Source organism: Gemmatimonas aurantiaca T-27 (assembly GCF_000010305.1).
Taxonomy (GTDB): domain Bacteria; phylum Gemmatimonadota; class Gemmatimonadetes; order Gemmatimonadales; family Gemmatimonadaceae; genus Gemmatimonas; species Gemmatimonas aurantiaca.
On sequence record NC_012489.1, the window covers coordinates 4,526,207 to 4,551,535 of the forward strand.

Consider the following 25,329-nt stretch of genomic DNA (forward strand, 5'->3'; position numbering starts at 1 on the left):
GCCCGTGCGAATTGCACGAGCCTCTCAGCGGTGGGTGCGTCAGCGGTCAGCTACGCATGCCAAATTCGCCGGGGCCCATGCGGGTCGGCGGATAATAAAATCGGCAGGCGTAGGTGATGGCGGAGGCGTGACGCGTCATACCAAGGAGCCTATCCCGGCCACGGAACGAAGTCAATATCATGCGCACATGACGAATCCGGTCGTGACACAGTCCATGCATCCGGCGTGGCCCCGCGTGGCCTTTCAGGGCGAAGCAGGTGCGTTCAGCGAGATGGCCATTCGGCAGCATTGGCCGGATGGCGCCGACGCCATCGCCTGCCACACGTTCATCGAGGCGGTACAACGTGTCTGCGAGCAAGCCGTCGACTTTGCGGTCATTCCGGTGGAAAACGCGATCGCGGGGCTGGTACGACCGGCTCATGATGCGATGCACGAGGCCGGCGACCGTCTGCAGTCGTGCGGCGAAGTGCGCGTGCCGATCCACCTGTGCCTGATGGCGCCACACGGTGCATCGCTGGCCGGATTGCGGGAGGTGCGCAGTCATGCCGTGGCCCTGGCCCAATGCCGGCTGTTCTTCGCGCGACACGAATGGCTGATCTCGATGCCACATGCCGACACGGCTGGTGCTGCCCGCGATGTGGCCGAGTGGGGTGATCGCACCCGAGGCGCCGTGGCCAGTGAATCGGCAGCGGCGCGGTACGGGCTCGAAATCATCGCCCATCACATCCAAGACATCCCGCACAACTGGACGCGCTTCGTGGTGCTGCAGCGTCGATCGTAGGAATCACGGCGGCCCCCCTCGACACGGCGCGCCGGATGGTCAAAGATGTTGTCATGCCTTCCTTCCTCCGCATCACCACCGCGGCGGTGTTGACCTGTGCGCCCGGGCTGCTGTTGGCCCAACGCTCGGCGACCTCCACCCCCGCGTCCCGCCCCGCCCCCACCAGTTCGTCACAAGCGGCGTTTGTGCCGCTCACCAAAGCCGTGCACGACGCCATCGACGGTGCGCGTGCGCTCCGTACCGTGGACTACGTGCAGCGCTACTTCCGCCTGCCCGGCAACCACGGTTTCGACCTCGCCATCGACACGGTCGCATCGTTGCTGCGCGCCGCCGGCTATGTGCGCGAAGACAGCGCGCCCGCGTCGGCCCGACTCGTGTACCGCGTGGAGTCCCGTCCCATGGCCAATCAGGCCTGGACGCCACTCGCCGCATCACTCACCATCGGTGGACGCAGCACGCCGGTGCAGCAGTTCTCCACCAATCTCAACATGATTGCCATCAACTCCGGCTCCACGCCGGAGGGTGGTGTCACAGCCGATGTGGTGGACGTGGGCACGGGCAGCGACGCGGAATTTGCCGCGGCCACCGTGACCGGACGCATCGTGCTCTCCACCGGCGTGGCGCGCACCGTGTTTCCGCGTGCCATGAAAGCAGGTGCCATTGGTGTACTCAACACACAGAAACTCCCGGCCTACAACCAGCAGGCGAAGAACACACGCGCCATTCAGTTCACGAGTGTGCCGCGCGACTCCATCCGTCAGGGGTGGTTGATCTTCATCTCCACGGCAACCCACGATTCGTTGCGCGCGGCTTTGGCGTCGGCCACACCGACACAACCGTTGCGGGTGAAGGCGGAAGTGCGCACGCTGTTCGAAACGCGCCCCGAGCTCACGGTGGTGGCCGAGATCCGTGGACGCAGCCGTGCCGCCGAACGGTTCGTGTATTCGGCGCACGTCCAGGAACCGGGTGCCAATGACAACGCGTCGGGAGTCGGCGCGCTGGCCGAGATGGCGCGCGTGGCCGCCACGCTGGTGCGCCGCGGCGTGAGCAATCCGCAGCGCACGGTCACGTTCCTGTGGGGCGATGAAATTCGCTCCACCGATCGATTTCTCAAGGAAGACAGCGTGCGCCGCGCCGGCGTGAAATGGGGTATGTCGCTCGACATGGTGGGCGAAAACACCGAGCTCACGGGCGGTTCGTTCCTGATCGAAAAGATGCCCGATCCGTCGGCGGTGTGGGTGCGTGGTGAAGACCAGCACACCGAATGGGGCGGCAAGGTGCTCGCGGAGAAGGACATTCGCGCTCATTGGTTCAACGACTTCGTGCGGCAGCGTTGTCTCGATCGTGCACGGCAGACGCAGTGGGTAGTGAAGGCGAATCCGTTCGAAGGAGGCAGCGATCACACGCCGTTCCTCAACGCACAGATCCCTGCCGTGCTGCTATGGCACTTCACCGATCAGTACTACCACACGGATCTCGATCGCATCGGCATGGTGAGCCCCAAGTCGCTGGCCAATGTGGGCGCCTGTGCGTTGTCCACCGGTCTGCTGTTGGCTGATGGGTCACGCAGCATCGTGTTGGCGGCACTCGAAGAGCTGACCGGTGTGGCCGAGCGCACGATTCGCGCGCAGGCCGTGCTGAGCGCCGATACGCTCACGCGTGGGGGCAACGCACAAACCGAAGCGCACATTCTCGACACGTGGCGCGCGTATTACATCGGCGCCATTGATCGCATCGGCGAAATCGCCGTGGGTCCGGTGGATTTGCAGGCTGCCACCGAACGCGCCAAGGCCCGGGTGCGCGCGGCCAAATAGCTGATTGCGGCGCAGGTTGCTGTGAGGCCGCCCTGTGGTGGAATCCCTCACATCAACCTGCGCAATCGCCGGATTGAATCACCGCTGACAATGCACGACTCTGCGAAGGTCATTCCATCGCGGAGTACGAATGCTGGATTTGCAGGTGTCGTCGAAAATCTCCCCGGAGCTGCTGGCCAAGTACGACGTGGCCGGCCCCCGCTACACCAGCTATCCGGCCGTACCGGACTGGAACGGCGCACCGGATGCCGCCGGATGGGCAACGCAGCTACGGGCACTGGGCCGGCAACGCGAGCCAATCGCGCTGTACGTGCATCTGCCCTTCTGTGCCGCGCAGTGCCTCTACTGCGGCTGCAATGCCACGGTGACAACCCGAGCGGAGATTGTCGATCGATACCTGAGCCGGCTGCGGATCGAGCTCGACATGCTGGCGCGAGCGATGGGCGAACGGCCCCGTGTGGCCGAGATGCATTGGGGTGGTGGCACGCCGAATTTTCTGAGCGACGCCCAGTTGGCCACCTTGCACGACATGCTGCTCACCACCTTCGAGCTCGGCGCGCATACCGAGAGTTCCCTCGAAGCCGATCCACGCCTCACCACACGATCCCAGATGCGCATGCTGCGGCAACTGGGATTCACGCGGGTGAGCTTCGGCGTGCAGGATCTCGATCCGGTGGTGCAGGAAGCGATCGGGCGCGTACAACCGCGTGCCATGGTGCAGGACGCCGTCACGCTGGCCCGCGAAGAAGGTTTCACTGGCATCAACTTCGATCTCATTTACGGTCTGCCACACCAAACACCTGATCGGTTTGCGGCGACCGTCGAAGACAGCCTGGCCATGCGCCCCGATCGTATCGCCTGCTTTGGGTACGCCCACGTGCCGTGGATGCGCGCCCATCAGCGTCGCATCGATGCCCAGGCGCTCCCCAATGGCGCGGAACGGTTTGCACTCTTCCGCGATGCTGTGCAGCGGTTCGTTGGTGCTGGTTATGAGTGGATCGGTATCGACCACTTCGCGTTGCCCACTGATGCCCTCACCAAGGCCATGCACCACGGTGTGCTGCACCGGAACTTCATGGGTTACACCACGCAACACAGCCCGCATCTGCTCGGCGTGGGGGTGAGCGCCATTTCGGCGGTCAATGGCTGGTTCGTGCAGAATGCGCCTCAACTGGGAGAGTGGCAGCGACAGATCGATCGTGGTGCGCTGCCGGTGGCCGGAGGACACATCCAACAGGGCGATGATCAGGGACGCGGCGCCGCCATCACGCACCTGATGTGTCACGCGGCGCTGCCGGCGTCACTGTTCCCAGTGGACCGCGAGGCTATGCAGGCCCTGTATGCACCGCTGGTCGACGACGGACTGGTCACGTTCGACGCAACGGGCATGCAGGCCACCGATCAGGGTCGGTGGCTGCTCCGCAATCTCGCCTTTCCACTCGATGCCTATCGCGCCAGCCGGGCCGCCGAGCAACTAGCCCAACAATCGGCCGAACACTCGGTCGGTCTCGTGCGGCAGGGCACCGCGTCGCACCCTGGTATGCCCGCCGTGCATCCCCCGCGCTTCTCTCAGGCGGTGTGACGCACGTACATTGGCCGCATGGCACTCGAGACATCATATCTGTGGATCAAGGCGATGCATGTGGTGGCCGTCATCGCCTGGTTCGCCGGCCTCTTCTACATCTTCCGACTCTTCGTGTACCACGTGCAGCAGCGCGAGCAGCCTGCGGTGGTGGCAACACTGGAAGTGATGGAGCACCGGCTGATGCGCGTGATCATGGCACCAGCCATGATCGTAGCCGTCACCATGGGCGCGTGGATGCTGGTGAAACAGCCCGCGCTGCTGCGCATGCCATGGATGCACATGAAACTCGGCGCGGTGTTTTTCCTGCTGGGCTATCACGGGTTTGCGTCATATACCCGGAAACGGCTCGCGCGTGGTGACTATTTCCTCAGTGAGCGCGCGTGCCGGGCGTTCAATGAAGTGCCCACGCTGCTGCTCATCATCATCGTGATCGCGGTCATCGTACGCCCCTGATCCCCTGCGGAATGCAGGAGCGGGTTCAGGGCTCCCGCACCCGTTCCTGCTGCAGCATCATGGTCGGACCCAGCATGGTTTCGATGCGCAACAGCCGGCGTGACTGCTTGCCAATCCACACCACCGATTCCCGGCCCTTGGCGATGGTGAAAATCACCACGTGTGCATCTTCGTCCTGCACGACGGTGCTGCCGGTGACCTTCACTTCGTATTCCTTGAGTCCCGCGTCGAGGTCGAAGACGGCAAAGCGTGTGCTGTAGCCTTTCTCGAGGGGCAACGATCGCACGAGCAGATCCCAGTTGCCAGAATCGAACGCGGCGAATGGCAGCGTGGTGTCCACCGGTACCAGCGGCGCATCCACCGGACCGATGCTGGCCTTCACGCGCCGGCCATTGAAATCGAGCGACATCCGCCGTGTCGGTTGCAACGAGCGGTGCATACGAGGCGCGAGGGTCAGCCCATCGCTGACCGTGGAATCGATCAACTGCGCCGTGCCGCGTCGCACGGTCTGCACACGACGGACCAGCACACGGTCCCTGGTGGAATCGCGCTGCGTTTCATCGATGACCTGACCGGCCGAGGTCACCGCCCCATCGCGGAGCAGCGTGAGCGCATAGCGCACCGTGGCCGTGGTCACGTGGCGACCATCCACCACCGCATCGCCGGGACGAAGGGCCCGCACACTGTCGGATGATGCCGGTGCCCGTGATACGCTGTCCCGATTCGATGTTTGCGCATGCACCGACGCAGACATGGTCAGCATCGACGCATACGCCGTCATGGCGACCAGGGCGACCCGCGCCTGCACAACTGTTGTTCTCACGACCACGATGACGGGGACGAGCACAGCAATGATGCGCATGGCGGAAGGCAACCTTTCCAGGGCAGATGACGTCGTACGGCGCATGAACCTGTCCTTCACTTTCATGGCGCCGGTCGTGCAGCGCCTCATCGGGGCGCTGACCCTGACAATGTGCGTGACCAGCGCGCTCCATGCACAGGCCGACGTGGTCCGCGGCCGCGTGCTCGACGATTCGGCGCGTGTTCTTTCCGGAGCTGTGGTGAGCATCACCCGTGGGCCTGATCGACTGGTCCAGCAAGTGACCACCGACTCCAGTGGTCGGTTCAGCAGCCGCTTCGACCCGGGCACGGGCGACTATCTCGTGCACGTGATGGCACCGGGCTTCCGTCAGGCCCGGCGGCGCGTGGAACGGGTGGCCGAGGAACGCGAGCTCGTTGCCGATTTCACTCTGCAGCGCGACCTGGCCACCACGCTCGACGCCGTGCGGGTGACCGCCACCCCGCCCGTGCGCGCCCAGGCCCAGGTAGCCAGTGGGTACAGTCGCGAAGTGGGTGCCTCCGAGCAGTGGAACCAGGGCGTCGAAGGACGGGTGAGCCCCAATGCCGCCGGCAACCTGACGGCCATCGCCGGCACCGTGCCCGGCGTGACCATGACACCGTCCGGTCCTTCGATGCTTGGCGCCAGCCCCGGCTCCAACCTGACCACCTTGAATGGCATGGCCATGCCGGGCGGCTCGCTTCCCCGTGCGGCACGGGCCGATGTGCGCGTGACCGGCGCCACGTTCGATGCCACACGCGGCGGATTTGCCGGTGCCAATATCGATGTGCGCCTCGGCGCTGGTGATCGCAATTTCCAGAATCGCAATGCGTTTCTCACGCTCAATGCGCCGCAGTTGCAGACCACCGATGCGGTAGGCCGTTCACTGGGCCTGCTCAATGGCGGCTTCCGGGCCAGCGTGGGCGCCGATGGAGAAGCCATTCGCCGCGTCCTCACGTACAACGTGGCACTCGATGTCGGTCGCACCAGCAGTGACCCGGCCACCTTGCTCAGCAGCGACGCCGAGGCCCTGCGTCGCGCGGGACTGGCCCCTGATTCGGCCCAGCGTCTGCGCTCGATTGCCTCCAACATCGGCCTGCCTCTGGCAGGCACCGGGATCCCGACAGCGCGCGTGCAGAACAACCTCACGTTCCTCGGTCGCATTGATGACGTACGTGACACCCTGCGCACGCTGACGCTCACCACGTTTGCCGGCTCCACCACGGAGGGCGCACTGGGTTTCGGTCCACTGAGCGCGCCAGGCAACAGTGGCAAGCAGTCCCAACAAACGGTGGGTGCACAGTTCCTGCAGAGTCAGTACGTGGGCAAAGGCTACTTCACGCTCATGGAGAATCGCATCGCCGCCAGTCGTGTGCGTGATCGCAGCACACCGTATCTCGAACTGCCAGGCGCCACCGTGCTTGCGCGCTCGGCATCCGACGCCGCCACGAGCGACATCGTCCCCGTGGCGTTGGGTGGCAATCCGTTTCTCGCCACCAATGACACGCGCTGGACCGCGGAAGCGGCCAATGAAATGGTGTGGAACGCACAGGGACGTCGTCATCGCTTCAAGACATCGGCGTGGATCCGCGGCGACGGCCTGACACAGGAAGGCCAGCCCAACGCCCTCGGTCAGTACACGTTCATGTCGCTCGCCGATCTCGCCGCCAATCGTCCGGCATCGTACTCCCGCACGTTGTCGCAGCCGGTGCGGGAAGCCAGTGCGTACAACGCCGCACTCGCGTTCTCGCATCAGTGGAATCCGAGCCGGTGGTTCAGCACTCTCGCCGGCGCACGGGTGGAAGGCAATCGCTTCGGGGATGCCCCGCCAGAGAATGCCGCACTCGAACAGGCATTGGGCGTGCGTACCGGCGTCGCGCCGAGTCGAGTGCACGTGTCGCCACGCGTCGGGTTCAACTACACCTATTCGCGGTCGCGCGAAAACGGCAACGGCCAGATGAACAATGGGTCGGGCAGTTGGTATCGCAACACGATGGGCATCATTCGTGGTGGCGTCGGCGAGTTCCGCGACCTGTATCGTCCCGGCACGTTGGCCGATGCGATGGTCAATGCCGGTCTGCCTGGCAGCACCGTGGCACTGACGTGCGTGGGGAGCGCCGTACCGGTACCCGACTGGCGCGCCCTCAGCAGCGGCAGCGCGACACTGCCCTCCGCCTGCGCCGATGGCTCCGGCGCGCTGGCAGAGCGTGCACCCACCGTTACGCTGGTCGACCCGTCGTTCGATGTGCCACGCAGTTGGCGCGCATCGTTGGGTTGGGCCGCCACGGTGCAGCGCTTCCTGGTGCGCGTGGACGGCTTGTCGTCGTACGATCTGTCGAATCCCAGCACCGTCGACGCCAACTTCTCCGGCACGAGTCGCTTCACGCTCGCCGGTGAAGGCGGTCGGCCGATGTACGTCACGGCGTCAGGCATCGATCCCACGTCGGGCGCCGTGTCGGCTCGGGAATCGCGTGTGAGCCCCAACTATGGCCGTGTGTCCATGCGCACGAGTGATCTGCGCGGCTATGGATCGCAGCTTACCACCACTATCCAACCCGAGATTTTCCGTGGACGGCGCGGTCCGCCGCCGGTGATGTTCTCGGCGGCCTACACCATTCAGCAGGTGCGTCAGCAGTTCCGTGGCAGCGATGGGGCCAACTTCGGCAATCCGCTCACGCGCGAATGGGCGGCCGGCGCCAACGATGCCCGGCATGCCGTCGTGCTCCAGGCCAGCACCACCGTACCACGTGTCGGTGTGTTCACCATGTTCACGCGCCTGCAGTCGGGCACACCGTTCACGCCCATCGTGCGCAGTGACATCGATGGTGACGGACGTGCCAACGATCGGGCGTTCGTGCCCAATCCCGGCACCGACACCGATGCCGCTACCCGTGCGCAGATGCAGGCCCTGCTCGCGTCGGCGCCTGGCAACATCCGCGACTGTCTGTCATCGCAGCTTGGCGCCGTGGCCGCGCGGCAAAGCTGCCGCGGACCCTGGACGCAGCAGATGAATCTGCTGTACCGTCCGCCGCTGCCGTCCATCCGGGGCCGCAATGTCTCGATGAACGTGGTCTTCGAGAACCCGCTCGCGGGTCTGGACCAGCTACTGCATGGCGCCGACGGGCTGCGCGGCTGGGGCACGCAGGCGATCCCTGATCCCGTGTTGCTGGTGCCACGTGGCTTCGATGCGACCGGTCAGCGTTTCCGCTACGACGTGAACCCGCGCTTCGGTGATACGCGCGCCTTCCGCACGCTGTCCCGTGTGCCGTTCCGCATCGTGATGGACATTTCGATGGATCTATCGGTGCCGTACGACCTGCAGACCTTGCGTCGTGCCATTGAGCCCATCAAGGGTCGCGACAAGGCCACCAACAAGACCACGTGGACACGTCGAAATGCCGACTCGGTGGCGGCACTGTACCTGAGCCGCACGTCGAACCTGCACCGTGTGCTGCTGGCCGAAAGCGATTCGCTGTTCCTCACGAAAGATCAGATCGCCCGACTGTTGGCCGCCGACAGCCTGTATTCAGAACGCGTGCGCGGTCTCTACAAGCCACTCGCGGTGATGCTGGCCGAACAGCCGGATGGAGCCGCGGGCAAGGCGGCACTCGATACCGTGCAGGCCACCACCCGGTTGTACTGGCCCATCTTCTGGGAACAGGTGGACCTGGCGATGGAGGTGCTCAATCAGCAGCAGCGCGAGCTGATGCCACTGTTCAACAACATGAGCGCGGTGACGAAGGAAGAACGTCGCAACGCCCGTTGGACATTCGGGTACCCGGTGCCGTTGGTGCACAACCGGCCGCGGGTAGGTGGGCAGCCGGGAAGCCTGAATACCTCGGTGACACGAGGCGCCTTCTGACGACCAAGGGGGCATGAGCCAGTCGCTCATGCCCCCTCGTCTGTGGTCCACCATCACGGTAGACCACATCAGGTGCCCAAGGCTCAATACTTGTAGTGGCTCGCCTTGTACGGGCCGTTCACGTCCACACCGATGTACGACGCCTGGTCCGCCGTGAGTGTGGTCAGCTTCACGCCCAGCTTGTCGAGGTGCAAACGCGCCACCTTTTCGTCGAGGTGCTTGGGCAGCGTGTACACCTTCTTCTCGTACGACTCCGCGCGCGCGTGCAGTTCGAGCTGGGCCAGCACCTGATTGCTGAAGCTCGCGCTCATCACGAAGCTCGGGTGACCCGTGGCGCAGCCCAGATTCATCAGACGGCCTTCGGCCAGCACGAGAATCGAGCGGCCGCTGGGCAACTGGAATTCGTCGTACTGCGGCTTGATGTTCACACGCTTCATGCCTTCGACCTTCTTGAGACCGGCCATGTCGATCTCGTTGTCGAAGTGACCGATGTTGGACACGATCGCCTTGTCCTTCATGCGGCTCATGTGCTCAACGGTGATGACATTCTTGTTGCCGGTTGCCGACACGAAGATGTCGGCCTGATCGACGATGTCTTCGAGCGTCGTGACCTGATAGCCCTCGAGCGCCGCCTGCAGTGCGCAGATGGGATCGATTTCGGTCACCACGACGCGCGCACCCTGTCCCTTGAGCGCCTGCGCGCAGCCCTTGCCCACGTCACCGTAGCCCAGCACCACGACGATCTTGCCGGCCAGCATCACGTCGGTCGCGCGATTGAGGCCGTCCACCACCGAGTGGCGGCAGCCATACAGGTTGTCGAACTTCGACTTCGTCACGGCATCGTTGACGTTGATGGCCGGGAACGCGAGTGTGCCGGCCTTCTCCATCTCGTACAGGCGATGCACACCGGTCGTGGTCTCTTCGGACACCCCACGGATACCCGCCAACACCTTGCCCCAACGGCCCGGATTCTTCTGCTGCTCCACACGCAGCAAATCGAGAATCACGCCCCACTCTTCCGGCTCGTTGTCGGCGTCGAACGCGGGCACCTTGCCATCACGTTCGAAGTCGGCGCCGCGGTGCACCAACAGCGTGGCATCACCACCATCATCCAGCAGCAGGTTCGGGCCCGTGCCATCCGACCACATCAACGCCTGCTCCGTGCACCACCAGTACTCTTCGAGCGTCTCACCCTTCCACGCGAACACGGGCGTGCCCTGCGGCTTGTCCACCGTGCCGTTCGGACCCACGGCCACTGCGGCGGCGGCATGATCCTGCGTGGAGAAGATGTTGCACGACACCCAGCGCACATCAGCGCCGAGGGCGACGAGCGTTTCGATGAGCACCGCCGTCTGCACGGTCATGTGCAACGACCCCATGATCTTCGCCCCCTTGAGCGGCTGCGCAGCGCCGAATTCGGCACGCAGCGCCATCAACCCCGGCATCTCCTGCTCGGCGAGGCGGATCTCCTTGCGGCCCCACTCGGCAAGCGACAGATCACGCACGGCAAACGCGGGACGATCGAGCGACGCCAACAACGCGACGCCGTGTTCAGTCATGATGGAAGTGCTCATGTCCAGTATCGATGAAGTGAGAAGAGGAATGTGAAGTGAAACAGGTACACGCGATGCAGATCAGCTCATCACCAGCGCCGGCGATGCCACAGCCGTCGCTGTACAGGCAAAAAGCGCCGGTCCACTCGCAGCAGAATCGAGCGGCAATGGCGTGATGCGCACATTGGCAAACCCCGCTTCACGCAACCACTCGGTCAGCGTGTCGGCAGGGAATCCCAACCAGACATGCCCCATCGTATCGCGGTAACGCTCATCGGCATGGGGCTGCATGTCGACGAGCAACACCCGACCGGCCGGGCGCAGGACACGATGGACCTCGCGCAAGGCGCGCAACGGATCGGACACATGGTGCAACACGAGCATGAGGACGGCCACGTCCAGCGCATCGTCGTCCAGTGGCAGCGCTTCGAGAGCCCCTTCGGTGACCGTGACGTGCGCAAAGGGGGCGAGACGCGCCGCCGCCGCCGCCAACATGGCCGGCGACGCATCGATAGCATGCACCTGCGCGACATGCGGAGCGAGCGCAGCACTGAGCGCCCCAGTGCCGCAGCCCAAATCGCCCACGATGAGCGTGTCATCAAGCAGGGCCAGCAAGGCCAGCAGATCCGCCCGCGCCCCGAAGAGCTCGGCACGCAGATCATCCCACTCCGCACTGGCGGTGGCGAAGAACGTCTGCGTCACGGTGCGACGAGCGGCGAGCACAGCGTCCACCCGCGCCGCGTCCTGCAACGCCACCGGCGTGCGCACAAAGGCTTCCCGCACCAGGCTCCACAAGGCGAGCATCGACGCGTCGAGGTGCGGATGCCGGCGATACCACCGGCTGGCACCCTCCGCCCGCGACGCTATCCACCCCTGATCCGTCAGAATCTTGAGGTGCCGACTCACGGTGCTTTGCGGCAATTGCAGCGCGGCCGCGAGCTCACCCACCGTCAGCTCCTGCCGCTCCAACGCCGCCAACAGTCGGCTGCGAGTCGGTTCGGCGAGCTCGACCATGCGGTCGTGAATGGAAAGCCGAGGTGTGGTCACCCCCAATTATATCCGACCATCCGGATAAAAGGATAGTGCTCTGGATTTGTGAGGTTTTTCCCCTCACATCGCCCGGACCATACAGTACGTTGCCGGTATGTTCGACCTTGCCCTCGCCTTCGATTTGCTGGTCGCCGCCCTGGTCGGGTTGGCGGTGGGGATCGAGCGCGAATGGTCGGGACACACCCAGGGTCCGGACGGCCGTTTTGGGGGTGCCCGCACGTTTGCGCTGCTTGGTGCCATCGGCGGATTTGCCGGCTGGTTCCTGCAGTTGGGGCATGAGACTGCCGGCGCGCTCCTGGTGGCCGGGGCGCTGGCCTTTGTCGTGGTGGCCTATTTCGCGGCCATGAACCGGCCGGGGACCAGCGCGGACAGCACCACCGAGGTGGTGGCCTTGCTGGTGGTCGGGCTCGGCGTCGCGGCGGGGCTGGGGCACCGCACCGTGGCCAGCGCGGCGGGTGCCGTGGCGGTGCTGCTGCTGGCCGAAAAGTCGAAAGTGCAGGAAGTCCTGACGCGGGTGGCACCCAACGAAATGCGGGCCGCGCTGCAGTTCGCCGTGCTCGCGCTGGTGATCCTGCCACTCATTCCCGGTGGTGCCTTCGGGCCGTACGACGCCTTTCAGCCACGCCAGCTCTGGATCGTGGTGCTGATCTTTTCGGCGCTCAATTTCGCCGGCTATATCGCACGTCGAGTGATCGGCGAAACACGTGGCCTCGCGGTGACGGGGCTGTTGGGAGGACTGGTGTCGTCCACCGCGGTGACGCTCACCTTCAGCCGCCGCAGCCGCGACAACGCCGGCGACAACGCCAGTGATGCCCTGGCTCTGCCGCTCGCATTGGGCGTAGTCGCCGCGTGCACGGTGCTGGTGCCACGGGTCCTCGTGATCTCCACCATGCTGCAACCGGCCGTGGGGTTGGCCGCGATGTGGGTGCTCGGTCCGGCGTTCATTGTGGGAGTGGCGCTCATCGCCTTCGTGCTCTGGCGCGAGCGGGGCACCCGACCGGCCGATGGCGCGATGCCGGCCGGCAACCCTGAAGGAGTCTCGGCAGGGCTTGGCGAAAATCCGCTGGGACTGTGGTCGTCGTTGCAGATGGCCGTGGCTTTTCAGCTCGTGTTGTTCGCCATCGCCTGGGTGCAGCGCACCGCAGGAGAAACGGGTGTGCTGGCCTCTGCCACCCTGCTTGGCCTCACCGATGTGGACGCGCTCACCGTGTCCATGGCGCGCTACGGGGCCGAAGCCGGTGAGACCAACCATGTGCGCATCGCCGCGGCGGCGATGGGCATCGGCGTGCTGTCGAATACCATGCTCAAACTCGCCATCACGCTCGTGCTGGGAGCGCCGCGGTTCCGTTGGCATGCCGCTGTGGGACTCGCGCTGCTCGGCGTGGCCGTGGGCGCGGGTGTGTTGGTGCGTTGGCCATGACCACACCACGCGAACCAGCGGGGTTGCCCGAACGTCTGCACGATCGCATCACCGCGTTGGGTGGTGTCACGCGACGATTGATCGAACCCATTGGCACCGGCGCGCGTTTCGTCCGTGATGTGGCGCGTGCGACAAAAGACACCGCACAATGGCTGCCCGAGTTCTCCACGCATGCCCGGGTGCTGGGCGTGGATTCGCTCCCCATCGGCATCTTCATCGCCCTGTTCACCGGCATCGTGCTCGCACTGCTGGCGAGTTACAGCGTGGGCGATTTGGTGCCGCCCTACTTTGTGGGCACGCTGGTACAGAAGACGATCACACTCGAACTCGCACCAGTGCTCACGGGGCTCGCACTGGCGGGACGGGTGGGCGCCAATATCGCAGCCGAGTTGGGCACGATGCGCGTGACCGAACAGATCGACGCGCTCGAGACGCTGACCTTCGATCCGATGAGTCATCTCGTCGTGCCGCGGGTGCTGGCGTCGGCGCTGATGTTTCCGATCGTCGTAGGCATGGCCATGCTCGTTGGCCTGCTCTCGGGGTGGGTGGCCTCGATCGTACTGCTCGATATTGCCACACCCCAGTTTCTCAAGGGCGTGCGGCTGTTCTTCCAACCGTTCGATGTGCAATACGGACTCGTGAAATCGGCCAGCTTCGGTGCGGCCGTGGCGCTCATTGGCTGTCGTGCGGGGTTGAACACACTGGGCGGTGCGCAAGGCGTGGGCCGCAGTGCCACCCGGGCCGTGGTGATCTCCGCCGTGATGATTCTGGTGCTCGATGCGTTCTGGGCCATCGTCTGGCTCTCCGGCCGCTCTCTGCGATAGGTCCGCCATGCCTCTCTTCCGACACACCGCGTTTCTGTTCTTCTGCTTCCCGATGCCATGACGACATCCAAACGCACCAGTGATTTCATCGTCGGCCTCACTGTCCTCGTGGTGACGGTATTGATCGTGGCCGCCGTGCTGTGGGTGAAGCAGGCGGATCTCGGTGGACGACAGCAGCAGGTCGTGGTGCGCACTCGCGAAGTGGGCGGCGTCGCGCTGGGCAATCCGGTTGTCATCCGCGGCGTGCGGTCAGGACGTGTGGAATCGATCGCGTTGGGTGCGCCGGGCTGGGTCACCATCACGCTGGGTCTCGACCGCGGTGTGCAGCTTCCACCTGACCCGGTGGTGCTGCTGGCGGCGGCGAGTCTGTTCGGTGAATGGCAGGCCACCATCACCACGGCCGCTGGCGTGCCTCCCGACCGCGATCTGCGCGCGGCCATTGCCGAAGCCCGCACGGAGAGCGATACGCTGGCCGGTGCGGTGATGCCCGATATCGCGCAGCTCACCACCGTGGCCGGTCGGCTGGCGGGCGATGTGGCGAAGGTCGCCGACCGCGTGCAGGTGGCGTTCGATGATGCCGCGGCCAAGGAGTTGCGGGAGTCCATCCGCAACTTCGCCCATCTCTCGACGGTCCTGGCCAAGACCATCGATGTGCAGTCGAAAAATCTCGATCAGATCAGTGGTGATGTGCACACCGGTGTCACACGCATCAGCGCGGCGGCCGATCGACTGAACACGTTCTCCACGCGCATGGATTCGGCCACCAGCCGCGGTGAGCTGCAGCAGATCGTGTCCAGCTCCCAGCAGGCCGCGCGCGAGTTGCTCACGGCAACCACCAACCTGCGCGACATGACCACCAAACTCGATCGGACCGAGGCGCGCCTGTCCACCGTGATCGCGCGCGCGGATTCGGTGTTCATGAAAGCCAACGGCACCACGGGCACGCTGGGCCTGATGATGAACGATCCCGCACTGTACCAGCAGAGTGATTCGCTGGTGCGGGAGCTGCGCGCGTTGGTGGCAGACGTGAAGAAAAACCCGCGACGTTACCTCAATCTTCGGGTCTTTTAGCCGAACCGCGACACCGTCAGACCTGCGGTACCGCCAACACGCCGCAGCGTGCGGTGCGCAGTATGCGCGTGGCCACCGAGCCCACGATCAGCCGCTCCAGCAGCGTGTGTCGCTGCGTGCCTACCGCGACCAGGTCCACGCGCGCCTGCTGGGCAAACGCCAGCAGCGCGGGCGCCGGATCACCGCGTACGGTCACCGTCTCGACCATCACGCCGTCGGGTGCGTCGAGGGTGCGTCGCACCTGCTCGAACAAGGGTGGCAACGTGCGACCGTATTCCGCGTCCCATGTTTGCCAATCGGACGACGGGTGTTCGAAGCGCGGCCGCACATGCACCAATGTCAGGCGTCCACCTGCCGAAAGCATCTGTGTCGCGAGCTGCGCGGCGCGCACGCTGGCCGCGCTGAAGTCGAGGCCCACCACCACATGCGCCGGCGTGGCGGGAAAATTTGCACCCACCGCGAGCACCGGCACGCGGGATTCCCGCAGCGTGGCCAATGTGGTTTCCGTGCCGAAGAGTCGATCGAGCGGATTCCGGCGGCCGATGCCCATGACCATCAACGAGGCATCGCGGGCGATCGCTTCACTGGCCAGCATGCGCGCCGGTGAACCCACGGTGACACGGATCGGCCACTGCGGATCCCCGGAGGCGGCAATGGACACCGACCGCCGGAGATCGGCCAGCATGGTCTGTCGGCGCGATTCATCCAGTTCCACTGGCACCGGCAACACGTCCATACCACCGGCCACCCCTGTGATCGGCTCACACACACCAACCACTTCGATCGGTACACCAAGCGCCTGTCCCACCAGTCGCGCGGCGCCGAACAGCGCCTCATTCGCGTCCGGTGCGCCGTCGCTGGCCACCAGAATCGGTCCACGTCGAAGCGGCGACAGGGTCGATGGCGGGGGGGTGAGCAGATCGGCGGGGACGGACATGGGCGAATGGTCGCATCTCGGCGCCACGCGCTCTATCGGGGACTTCAGCCCACACCGTCAGGGAAACCCGCACATCAACATGCGCATCGTCCCAGTTCACCGAATCACATGCAGGCATGCGGAACACATCTGCCCCATGGCAACACCAGCACTACAACGCCCAGCGCAACCCGCGCGCCAGGCGATCGAGCACACGATGCATCATGCCACGACGTCGCCACACATCGAGCGTGATCTCGGTGCTGCCTGAGAGATCGTCGAGAAAACTGTGATCGAGCGCATCGCCAAACGTGTCGTCAAAAATGAGCACGTTGCATTCGGCGTTCAGCCAGAAGGATCGGAAGTCGAGGTTGGACGATCCCACGAGCCCCACATGACTGTCCACCACCAGCGTCTTCGCATGCAGCATCGCACGGTCGTATTCGAAGATGCGCACACCACGGGACAGCAGCATGTGATAGGCGCCATGTGCGGCATGTCGGATGATCGGCACATCCGTCTGCTCCCCAGGCAGCAACAGGCGCACATCCACGCCCCGTTGAGCGGCCGCCGCCAGCAGCCGCAACGCCCGCGAGGGCGGCGCAAAGTACGGCGTCGTGATCCAGAGTCGCTCGCGGGCCGCACCGGTGAGCGCGGACAACACGGTGAGCATCTCACGCTGCCCACGACCGGGACGTGGATCCATCACGATGACAGCCGGCGCATCCCCTTCCGCCAATGGCGCAGCGCGGCGCACGCGACGTCCGCGCACTCGATCGCGGTGATGACCGCGTTGCAGTTTCCAGCGTGACTGCAGCGCACGTGGCATCATGCGTCCGCGCCAGCCAGCGGGTGGGTGCACGATGCCATCCGCCCAGCTCACGTACTCGAGTCCCGGCAAATCGGGCCCTCCGGCACGATCCCAACCTTCAGCAAACACGGCCGCCAGTTCTTCGGTGACCGTGCCGTGCAGCGCCACGAAAGTATCGCGCCATGCCTCCTTCCATCCGTCACGACCCACACGACGACGGCGTGCCACACTGGAGCCGTACTCCTCGCCGATGTTCATGCCGCCGGTGAAGGCCATGTGGCGATCGACCACCAGCAACTTGCGGTGATCCCGGCGCAGCGCTTCCAGCGGGCGATGCCACACGCGATGAAAGAGGCGCACCTGCACACCACCGGCTTCGAGCGACTGCCAGAAGTCGTCGGCGGTCGCCATCGACCCCACGGCATCGGCCAGCACACACACCCGCACGCCACGCGCCGCCGCCGCCAGCAGGGCCGCGCGCACGGAGGCGCCAAGCTGATCGTCGCGGAGAATGTACGTCTCGAGCAACACCTCTTCGCGCGCAGCGTCGATGGCTTCCCGCATGCGGGCGAAGGCCTGTTCCCCATCGGGCAGCAGCTCCACAGGCGGACACACATGCATCGGGCCACCGTCGATGCGGCGCACCAAGGCACGGAACTCCGGGGCACGCGCCCCATGTTCCAGACGTCGTGCCACACCCCACGCACGCCAGGCGCGCAACTCCCGCGGGATGAGCGCGTCAGTCATGGTGGCTGCCAACGTCGCTCATCGCCGCCCGGATCATTCAGCGGATGCGCTTGAGAATGGTGCCTTTGGCCAACGAGGTGCCGGCCTCGATGCCGTTGGCGATGTAGGTCTCGTCGGCCGACACCGCGCCCGGATAACGCTGCACGAACTGTGCGCCCGTCATGGCCTGATCGAGCGTCACGAGCTCCACCCGTGCCGGCTGCTTGTTGAGCGCCTTGGCATCGGTGAGGGCACGAAATGAGCGCAGCGTAGCGTCCACTTCCGCCGCTCGTGTGGCCGCCGCCTCCGGCACCATGAGGCCCAGCAACAGGTAGGTCTGCTGGTTGTGCGTCACCGTCAACGCGCGACCCTGCAAGGCACCCTGCTGGGTGTTGGCTTCGAACGTGGCCGCCGCCGCCGTGAGGCCGTTCACCGTGGTGTTCGACGACTGCCGAGTGGTGATGCCCTGCTGCCCCAGAAACGTCTGCAGCGCCTGCGACGGGGTGCCCGTGGCCGGCAGCAATTGCAACTGCGCGCCATTGTCGGCACTCACACCCACCACGGCTTCGGGCTGGTTCGCGAACTTCCAGCCACTCGGAAAGTCGAACTGGAATCGCAGGTCCGGATGCAGGAACCGCGTGCCCTCGAAGTAGCCCTGCCGCGGGTTTTCACCGAACACCATGCCATTGAGCAGCCGCAGGTAGCCGTCCCGGTTCACCTTGAGACCAGCCAGTGTGGCCGCCGGCACCTGCGCCGCACGCTGCTGCGCCCGCTGTGCGCGATTGCCCGGATCGGGATGGGTGCTCTGCCACTCCGGGACTCGTCCGCCACCGCCCGACAGGCGCCCGAGCGTCTGGAACACCTTCGGCGCCTCACGCACGTCGTACTGCTGCGCCAGCGAGTACTGAAATCCGAGCGCGTCCGACTGGAGTTCGTCGTCGCGGCCAAACTTGAGGAACAGCAGCGACGCGCCACCGCCCAGCATGTCTCCGTACTTCGCCACGGTCGACGAAAAGATGCTCGCGCCCACCAGTCCGATCTGCGCGACCTGCTGCTGGCTCATCTGCACCACCGAGTGTTTGGCCGTCACATGGCCAATCTCGTGTCCGATCACCTCGGCCAGCTCGGCTTCGCTGTTCAGGTTCGTCAACAGCCCGCGCGTGACGAAGATGAAGCCTCCCGGATAGGCAAAGGCGTTCACCGCCGCGTCGTCGAGCACGTGGAATTCCCACGGCAGGTTCGGACGCTCGGACTTGGCCGCCATCGCCGTGCCGATGCGCCGCACCAGTGCCTGGACCTCCGCTTGCGGCACCTCACCGACACGCTTGAGATCACCCGCCGAGGCTTCACGTCCCATCTGAATTTCCTGTGATTCGGAAATGAGGGACAACTCGCGACGTCCGGTGACGGGGTTCGTCGCGCAGCCACTCATGCCGATCACAACCGACAACAACAGCGGTAGCGCTGGAGTGACGGCCATCACGTGTCTGGTGTGTTGTGTCATATGGCTCCCGTATGTAGGCGTGAATCACGCATTCGTGACCCGTCCAACCTCGTGTTATAAGCGGATATCGCTTGATTCTACTCTACGCAGGCCGCACATTCGCCACTTACGCAAGTAGCAGACCCACATCGTTGTATGCCTCGACTGTGACGCATCCCACCGGATGCCGGCAGTCATGGGGCCCGCTCTGTCTCTCACCGTGTCCCCAATGTTCATGCGCCCGCTGCGCATGCACCCCAGCGCCTGGCGCTCGGTGTGCATACCCGTTGCTTCGACGCTGTCCGTGTGGTTGCTCGCCGCGTGCGGCGGTGGCCCTACCCCCGCCCCCCGTCCCGCTGCGGCCGACAATCGTGCCCTGGCCAGCGAACAGGCCCGTGGACCTGGTGCCCAGGGCACCGTTGGTGTCCCTCCCTTTGCCGCCCGCGGCAGTGATACCACGCTCACGCCGCTCGCGTTCGCGCTGGCCGAACTGGTGTCCACCGACCTGTCGCGCAGCGGCAAGGTGCGCGTCGTCGAGCGAGCTCGGCTGGGTGAAGTCCTGCGGGAACTCGATCTGGCGCAGACCGGCCGGGTCGATTCAGCGACCGCGCCACGCGTCGGACGCCTGGTGAGTGCCGAACGCCTCGTCTTTGGTTCAGTCGAGCCGGTCGATGCCAACACGCTTCGCCTCGGCGCCCGTATCGGTGATGTCGAGCGCTCGACCGTGTCCAACGCAGTCGATGCCCGTGCTCCGCTGGCCGAGATCCTGGCCGCCGAGAAGGCCCTGGTTTTCCGTCTGTTCGAATCGCTGGGCGTGACGCTGACACCGGCCGAACGGGCCTCCATCGAAGCCCAGCCCACCAAGAATATCGGCGCACTGCTGGCCTACGGCCGCGGCGTGCAGCGCTACTACCAGGGTGACTACCGTGGCGCGGCGTCCGAATTCAGCCGCGCCGCGCGGCTCGATCCCGGCTTCCGCGAAGCCCGCCGCATGGAGCAGGAAGTGCGCTCCTATGGCGCCATGGGTACCGCGCATCCGGTCGCCATTCCCGGCGTGCGTCCGCTCGATGGCGCCATCTCGAGCGCCGTGGATCGCCTGAACCGTCCGCTCGACCTCGTCACCAACGTGTCCCGTACTGCGAGCACTGCGCTCGACCCGACGTTCCCGGCGTCGCAGGCGACCGTCATCATCACGATCACCCGTCCATGACCCCGACGCCCTCCATTGCCGCCTCCATGCGGCCTCTCCGGCGCACGGCCCTGCGAGCCACCGCTCTGATGGCCGCGGGCCTCGCGGTTCCGGCGCTCGCGTCTGCTCAGGATCGTCTCATCGGCACCGGCGTGCTCGCCGTTGGCGGCACCGCTGACGTGGTCAGCTTCAGTGGCGTCGGCTATCAGCAGCCGGGCGCCATGGGCCGCGATTCGATCCGACTCAAGCGCATCGACCAGTTCTCGGTGCCGGTCTCGCTCGCCTTGCCCATCGGCACGGCGTGGACCTTCGACGTGCAGTCGGCCTTCACCTACTCGCGGCTCACCTACTCGCCCAAGGCCCTCGCGGCCACCACGGAACAGACGGCCACGCTGTACGGCCCGACCGACGTGCGCGTGCGTGCCACCGGACGCCTGCTCGGCGATGCAGTGATCCTGACGCTTGGCGCCAATGCCCCAACCGGTCAGACGGAACTCGGCTCCAGCGACCTGATGGTGCTGCGCGCCATTGCTGCGCCGGCACTCGGCCTCGGTGCTCCGCCGGTTGGCGCGGGTCCGAGCGGGACGGCCGGCCTCGTGCTGGCCAAGCAGGTGCTCGGCTGGGCGGTCGCCATCGGCGGTTCCTATGAGATGCGCGGCACCTACCAGCCTATCGCGGCCATCACGGCCGGTGCTCCCTCCACGGATTTCCAGCCCGGTGACGTCATTCGCGGCTCGGTGGGCCTCGACCGACTCATCGGAGGTCATCGCTTCAGTGTCACCGGCGCCGTCGACCTGTACTCCGACGACGTCCTCCGGAACGGTGGTCTGCCCGAAACCGCTCCGGCACTCTCCACGATCAAGCTGGGCCCGATCATCACCACCGATGCCCAGATCCAGTTCGCCGTACCACGGGTGCGTGAGTTTGTGCTCTGGGGAGTGAACCGCTTCCGCACACGCTACGAGAAGGATGGCGTGCAGGTGGCCGGCACCAGCGGCAACTATTTCGACGGTGGTCTGCGCACGAGCATCCCGATGTCGGCCAAGACCGACTTGCTGCTCACCGGTGAAGGCCGGATGCACAGTGGACTCGCGATCAATCAGGGTTTGGCCACGTCCGGCGTCATCAGCGGCGGCGGCACGATCGGCCTGATCCGGCGCGCCGGTGCCCTGACGTTCCAGCCGTACCTGCGCGGCCAGGGCGGTCAGCTCCGCCCACGCCTCGCCGGCACTGCACCCCGCACGGGCTTCTTCGGCGCCTCGGCGGGTCTCGTCATCGTGACTCGCTTCTAATCGCCCATGTCGATCATGCCTATCAAGTTCTCACGCGTCACCACACTCGCAGCCGCGCTGTTCGCATCGTCGCTGCTCGGAGCGTGCGCTGACGACGGCAGCACCGGTCCCGGCACCGGCACCGGCCAGCAGGCGCGCCTGATGCTTTCGGCTTCACTGCAGCAGACCGCGGCAGCCAGCGAAGAGGTGCGCATTGCCACCAGTTACATCCTCCTCAGCGGCGGCACCACGTCGCTCTCCTCCCAGTCGATCAGCCTGACCGGTTCTTCGCAAACGGTCCCGGTGGGCATCGACCTCTCCAACTGTCTGCGCGACTCCCAGCGCGCCGGCCTGAACGGAGTGGCTCCCGGCGCCGATGAATGCGTCGTGCAGCTCAGCGTACAGCTCTATCTCGACGGCCTCCCGGTCGACCAGCATCAGGTGGGTCCGCTGTCGCTGCGCCCCGGCGTCACGACGACGATCCCCAACACGTTGCAGCTCAACGACATCGCTGAAGTCCGGTTGACCGCACCGACCGAGAACGTGGTGGGTGTCGGACAGCCGCTGCGCATGGAGACTGCCCGCACGATGGCCCTCACGATGACCATCCTGGACCGGCAGCAGCGTCCGGTCAGTGGTCGCGTGGCTGCCTGGAGCAGCAGCAGCCCCAACGTCGCCACCGTCAGTGCCACCGGTGTCGTCACCGCCGTGACCGTGGGTACCACACGGATCACCGCCGATGTGGGTGGTCGCCAGGCCGTGGCCGACGTGCGCGTCGTCCCACCGCCGGCGCTGCTGCGTGTGTCGTCGGCCGGCCTGAGTGGCACCGGCACGGTCAGCTCCTCACCGGCCGGCCTGAACTGTGTCGTCAACGGAACGGTCAGCACCGGTACCTGCGCGTTCACCTTCCCGGGTGATGTACAGGTCGTGTTGACGGCCACACCAACCGTGGGCACGGAATTGATCGGCTGGTCTGGTGACTGCAGCGGCACCCAGGGCGCCGCCTGCACGGTCAGCATGAACCAGGAGCGCAACGTGGGTGTGGTGTTCCGCGCCCTGCGGTCGCTGAACGTCACGGCAACGGGTACCGGTGTCGGCACCGTGAACTCCGACCTGGGCGGTATCTCCTGCTTCGCGTCGATGGGCTCGGTGAGCGGCACCTGCGCCAACACCTTCTTCGAAGGCACGGTGGTGACCCTGAACGCCATCGCCGGAGGCAACAGCACGTTCGGTGGCTGGACCGGTGACTGCGCCGGCACGACATCGACCGTGTGTCAGGTCACGATGAATGCGGCGCGGACGGTGACGGCGCGCTTCGATGCGCCGGTTCCGGTCAGCATCACTGGCACCGGCAACGGCAACGGCACGGTTTCGTCGCTCCCGATCGGCCTCTCCTGCACGCTGCAGGGTGCGGCTGGCCTCGGCGCCTGCACGGGACTCTTCGCTGAAGGAGCCACGGTCACCCTCACGGCCATCGCCGCCAGCCAGAGCAGCTTCCGAGGCTGGACCGGCTGCGCCACCACGAGTGGCAACACCTGCACGTTCGTGGTGAACGGCCCGAGCAAGACCATCTCCGTGCAGTTCGACCCGCCGGCCACGCTGTCGGTGGTGCCGACCGGATCGGGCGACGGTCAGGTCTTTGGCGGGACCGCTATTGCCTGCGCACGCATCAACCTTCAGAACACCGGTCGCTGCATCAGCACCTTGGCGAACGGTTCGACCATCACGCTTACCGCACTGCCCGACAACTTCAGCACCTTTATCGGATGGACAGGTGCCTGCAGTGGCAACGGTAGCTGCCTGGTGACGATGGACCAGCCGAAGTCGGTGGGTGCCATCTTCAACCGCCGTCAGGTGTCGCTGACGCTCACGCTGAGCGGCCCGGGCTTTGGCACGGTGCGCGTGAACGACAGCTACACCTGCTCGCTCGCGGAAGGCGAGAGTGAGCGGGTGTGCCAGACGTTTGTTGACCTGAACCGCGACGTCACCCTGACCGCGTCACCCGGCTTCGAGCAGAGCTTCAGTGCCTTTGGTGGTGCCTGCGCCTCGAGCTCGACGAGCTGCACGTTCACGGCCAACAGTGCGGCCTCGGTCAGCGCCTCGTTCGGCGAACCGACCGTCACGGTCGTCGTGACGGCGCCGAGCAATGCGACGGGAGCCGGTATGGTATCGGCCGCTGGCACGACACTCGACTGCTCGCTCGAAGGCACGACGTCGTCCAACCCGGCCTACTGCAAGGCCACGGCGACCATCAGCGAACTCGAAGGTGCTCTGGTCCTGCAGGCCGATCCCGATGCCACATCCACGTTTGCTGGATGGGGCGGCGCCTGCGCCTCGTCGGGTACGTCGACCACCTGCGTGATCACGAACCCCACCGGCAACATCGATGTCACGGCACTGTTCGTTGCCGTGCCGTCGGTGAACGTCTCGGTGACGCTGACGGGCCTCGGCACCGGCAGCGTCACCGCGTCAGGCAGCGGCTGGAGTCGGACGTGCGAACGCTCCACCGGCAGCAGCAGCCCGCCGACGAGCTGCAACTGGCTGATTCCCATCGGCCAGTCATTCGATGTCTCGATGAGTGGGGCCGGCTCCTGGACGAGCAGCTCTGGCCAGCTCTGTCATCAGGCCAGCAGCTTCTGCACAGTCCCTATGGGCATCACCAGCAACAACAGCTTGAGCGTCGAGTTCTTCCCCTACTCCCCGCTTCGGAAAAACTGATCGGGGCGAGGACAAACAAAACGGGGGGCGATCCACAGTGGATCGCCCCCCGTTTTGTGAATGTCCCGATGGGTCGCGAACGCGCCGATCGCCCCCGGAAATCCGCCCCTCGGCGGTGCCCGTTTACCGCGTGCCGCTCTCCAGCGACGCCAACAGCGTCTTGGCGCGCTGGTTGTCGGGGTTGGCCTGGATCGACTCCTTGTACAGCGCCACCGCCTGGACGTTGTTCTTCCGGTCCTGCTGCTCGAGTGCGCGGCTCAGGAGCATCATCGACTTGAGCTGATTGGGCCCCTTGGCGCCCACCGCCTTGCCCTCCTCGAAGCCCCGCTGGACACTCGGCAACTTGAGGCCCGTGTTCAGCTTGGTGCCCAGCTCACCGAGCAGCTCGAGCATCTTGTCTGCCTTCCCGGTCACCGAGGTGGCGTACTCCAGCTCGGAGGTCTCGGTGTTGATGGCGCGCACGTCCATGCGCATGGTGTTCTTCGGGTCGATCACAAAGCTGCCCATGAGCATGTGCAGGGCACCCAGGGTCTTGCCGATCTTGGCCGCGGTCTCCGTCGCGACTCGGCCACTGGCCCCGAGATTCTGCTCATCGAGCAGGCTCTGAAGCCGGTCGCGCTCCACGACCCGGATGTTCTCGTTGCCCGAAAGCTCGGTGATCAGCATTTCGGCCAACCCTTTGCTCAATGGGGCGTATTCGGCGTTGTTGCTGATCGCGCCATTCGTGAAGTACATGATCGCCACCGTCGGCTTGGTGGCAGCGCCCTGGGCACCGGCAATGGCTGATCCCCCGGCCAGAGCTGCCGCGCCGGCCAATGTGACGGCCAAGGCACGGCGGGAACGTCGAACGAGCGAAGCGGCAGACATGCGGGTATTCTCCCAAGTGTAAGTTTCGGGGAGAACATACCGCCAAATGGCGTATTCGTTCAGTGCCACAGGTGGCACACCCCGTCTCGGTTTGCTG

The 25,329-nt window shown here is 65.5% G+C and carries 18 protein-coding genes; 11 read left to right on the plus strand and 7 right to left on the minus strand.

The genetic code is table 11. The features are described 5' to 3' along the window. The first annotated feature begins 187 nt into the window (after positions 1 to 187). The 4 genes from GAU_RS22560 to hemJ all read left to right on the plus strand — a co-directional run bounded on the left by GAU_RS22560 (position 188) and on the right by hemJ (position 4,633). Entirely contained in the window at positions 188 to 781 is a 594-nt protein-coding gene (locus tag GAU_RS22560; RefSeq protein ID WP_015895655.1) for a prephenate dehydratase domain-containing protein, read from the plus strand. Positions 782 to 834: 53 nt separating this feature from the next. After that, positions 835 to 2,595, plus strand: a complete 1,761-nt coding sequence (locus GAU_RS19615; RefSeq protein WP_156799155.1) for a M28 family peptidase — start codon at positions 835 to 837, stop codon at positions 2,593 to 2,595. 130 nt (positions 2,596 to 2,725) lie between these two features. Further along, positions 2,726 to 4,177, plus strand: a complete 1,452-nt coding sequence (gene hemN / locus GAU_RS19620; RefSeq protein ID WP_015895657.1) for an oxygen-independent coproporphyrinogen III oxidase — start codon at positions 2,726 to 2,728, stop codon at positions 4,175 to 4,177. 18 nt (positions 4,178 to 4,195) lie between these two features. After that, positions 4,196 to 4,633 (plus strand): protoporphyrinogen oxidase HemJ, encoded by a 438-nt coding sequence (gene hemJ, locus GAU_RS19625; RefSeq protein WP_015895658.1) that lies wholly within the window; start codon positions 4,196 to 4,198, stop codon positions 4,631 to 4,633. Between the two features lie 25 nt (positions 4,634 to 4,658). Here the strand turns inward: hemJ and GAU_RS19630 are convergent, their stop codons facing one another. Further along, positions 4,659 to 5,495 (minus strand): hypothetical protein, encoded by an 837-nt coding sequence (locus tag GAU_RS19630; RefSeq protein ID WP_041265745.1) that lies wholly within the window; start codon positions 5,493 to 5,495, stop codon positions 4,659 to 4,661. A gap of 43 nt (positions 5,496 to 5,538) precedes the next feature. On the opposite strand from GAU_RS19630, the gene GAU_RS19635 reads away from it, so the two are divergent. Next, complete coding sequence (locus tag GAU_RS19635; protein ID WP_041265746.1) at positions 5,539 to 9,333, plus strand: carboxypeptidase-like regulatory domain-containing protein; 3,795 nt, start codon at positions 5,539 to 5,541, stop codon at positions 9,331 to 9,333. 83 nt (positions 9,334 to 9,416) lie between these two features. Here GAU_RS19635 and ahcY read toward each other — a convergent pair whose 3' ends face one another. Both ahcY and GAU_RS19645 read right to left on the minus strand, forming a co-directional pair. Beyond that, positions 9,417 to 10,892: an adenosylhomocysteinase gene (gene ahcY, locus GAU_RS19640; protein WP_052574632.1), complete on the minus strand. Its 1,476-nt coding sequence runs from the start codon at positions 10,890 to 10,892 to the stop codon at positions 9,417 to 9,419. A gap of 75 nt (positions 10,893 to 10,967) precedes the next feature. Then, a complete protein-coding gene (locus tag GAU_RS19645) occupies positions 10,968 to 11,933 on the minus strand; it encodes an ArsR/SmtB family transcription factor (protein WP_156799156.1) in 966 nt (321 codons plus the stop codon). Between the two features lie 97 nt (positions 11,934 to 12,030). On the opposite strand from GAU_RS19645, the gene GAU_RS19650 reads away from it, so the two are divergent. The 3 genes from GAU_RS19650 to GAU_RS19660 are packed head-to-tail and all read left to right on the plus strand — an operon-like array spanning position 12,031 to position 15,251. Then, positions 12,031 to 13,356 (plus strand): MgtC/SapB family protein, encoded by a 1,326-nt coding sequence (locus GAU_RS19650; protein WP_015895663.1) that lies wholly within the window; start codon positions 12,031 to 12,033, stop codon positions 13,354 to 13,356. Beyond that, entirely contained in the window at positions 13,353 to 14,180 is an 828-nt protein-coding gene (locus GAU_RS19655) for an MlaE family ABC transporter permease (RefSeq protein WP_015895664.1), read from the plus strand. Before GAU_RS19650 ends, GAU_RS19655 begins: the two co-directional genes overlap by 4 nt. Before the next feature lie 57 nt (positions 14,181 to 14,237). Beyond that, a complete protein-coding gene (locus tag GAU_RS19660) occupies positions 14,238 to 15,251 on the plus strand; it encodes an MlaD family protein (RefSeq protein ID WP_015895665.1) in 1,014 nt (337 codons plus the stop codon). 16 nt (positions 15,252 to 15,267) lie between these two features. Here GAU_RS19660 and GAU_RS19665 read toward each other — a convergent pair whose 3' ends face one another. The 3 genes from GAU_RS19665 to GAU_RS19675 form a co-directional block, all read right to left on the minus strand. Next, complete coding sequence (locus tag GAU_RS19665) at positions 15,268 to 16,188, minus strand: universal stress protein (protein WP_015895666.1); 921 nt, start codon at positions 16,186 to 16,188, stop codon at positions 15,268 to 15,270. 151 nt (positions 16,189 to 16,339) lie between these two features. After that, positions 16,340 to 17,725, minus strand: coding sequence for a phospholipase D-like domain-containing protein (locus GAU_RS21530; RefSeq protein ID WP_015895667.1), 1,386 nt, complete (start codon positions 17,723 to 17,725; stop codon positions 16,340 to 16,342). 37 nt (positions 17,726 to 17,762) lie between these two features. Continuing rightward, positions 17,763 to 19,184 (minus strand): M48 family metalloprotease, encoded by a 1,422-nt coding sequence (locus GAU_RS19675; RefSeq protein ID WP_015895668.1) that lies wholly within the window; start codon positions 19,182 to 19,184, stop codon positions 17,763 to 17,765. Between the two features lie 232 nt (positions 19,185 to 19,416). On the opposite strand from GAU_RS19675, the gene GAU_RS19680 reads away from it, so the two are divergent. From GAU_RS19680 to GAU_RS19690, 3 genes are read left to right on the plus strand one after another with little or no spacing between them, the layout of a single operon-like run. Further along, a complete protein-coding gene (locus GAU_RS19680; RefSeq protein ID WP_041265747.1) occupies positions 19,417 to 20,397 on the plus strand; it encodes a CsgG/HfaB family protein in 981 nt (326 codons plus the stop codon). Then, positions 20,394 to 21,668, plus strand: a complete 1,275-nt coding sequence (locus GAU_RS19685) for a hypothetical protein (RefSeq protein WP_015895670.1) — start codon at positions 20,394 to 20,396, stop codon at positions 21,666 to 21,668. Before GAU_RS19680 ends, GAU_RS19685 begins: the two co-directional genes overlap by 4 nt. A 6-nt stretch (positions 21,669 to 21,674) precedes the next feature. Continuing rightward, positions 21,675 to 24,365: an InlB B-repeat-containing protein gene (locus GAU_RS19690; protein WP_041265748.1), complete on the plus strand. Its 2,691-nt coding sequence runs from the start codon at positions 21,675 to 21,677 to the stop codon at positions 24,363 to 24,365. 123 nt (positions 24,366 to 24,488) lie between these two features. Here GAU_RS19690 and GAU_RS19695 read toward each other — a convergent pair whose 3' ends face one another. Further along, entirely contained in the window at positions 24,489 to 25,232 is a 744-nt protein-coding gene (locus GAU_RS19695; protein WP_041265749.1) for a CsgG/HfaB family protein, read from the minus strand. Positions 25,233 to 25,329: the final 97 nt, after the last annotated feature.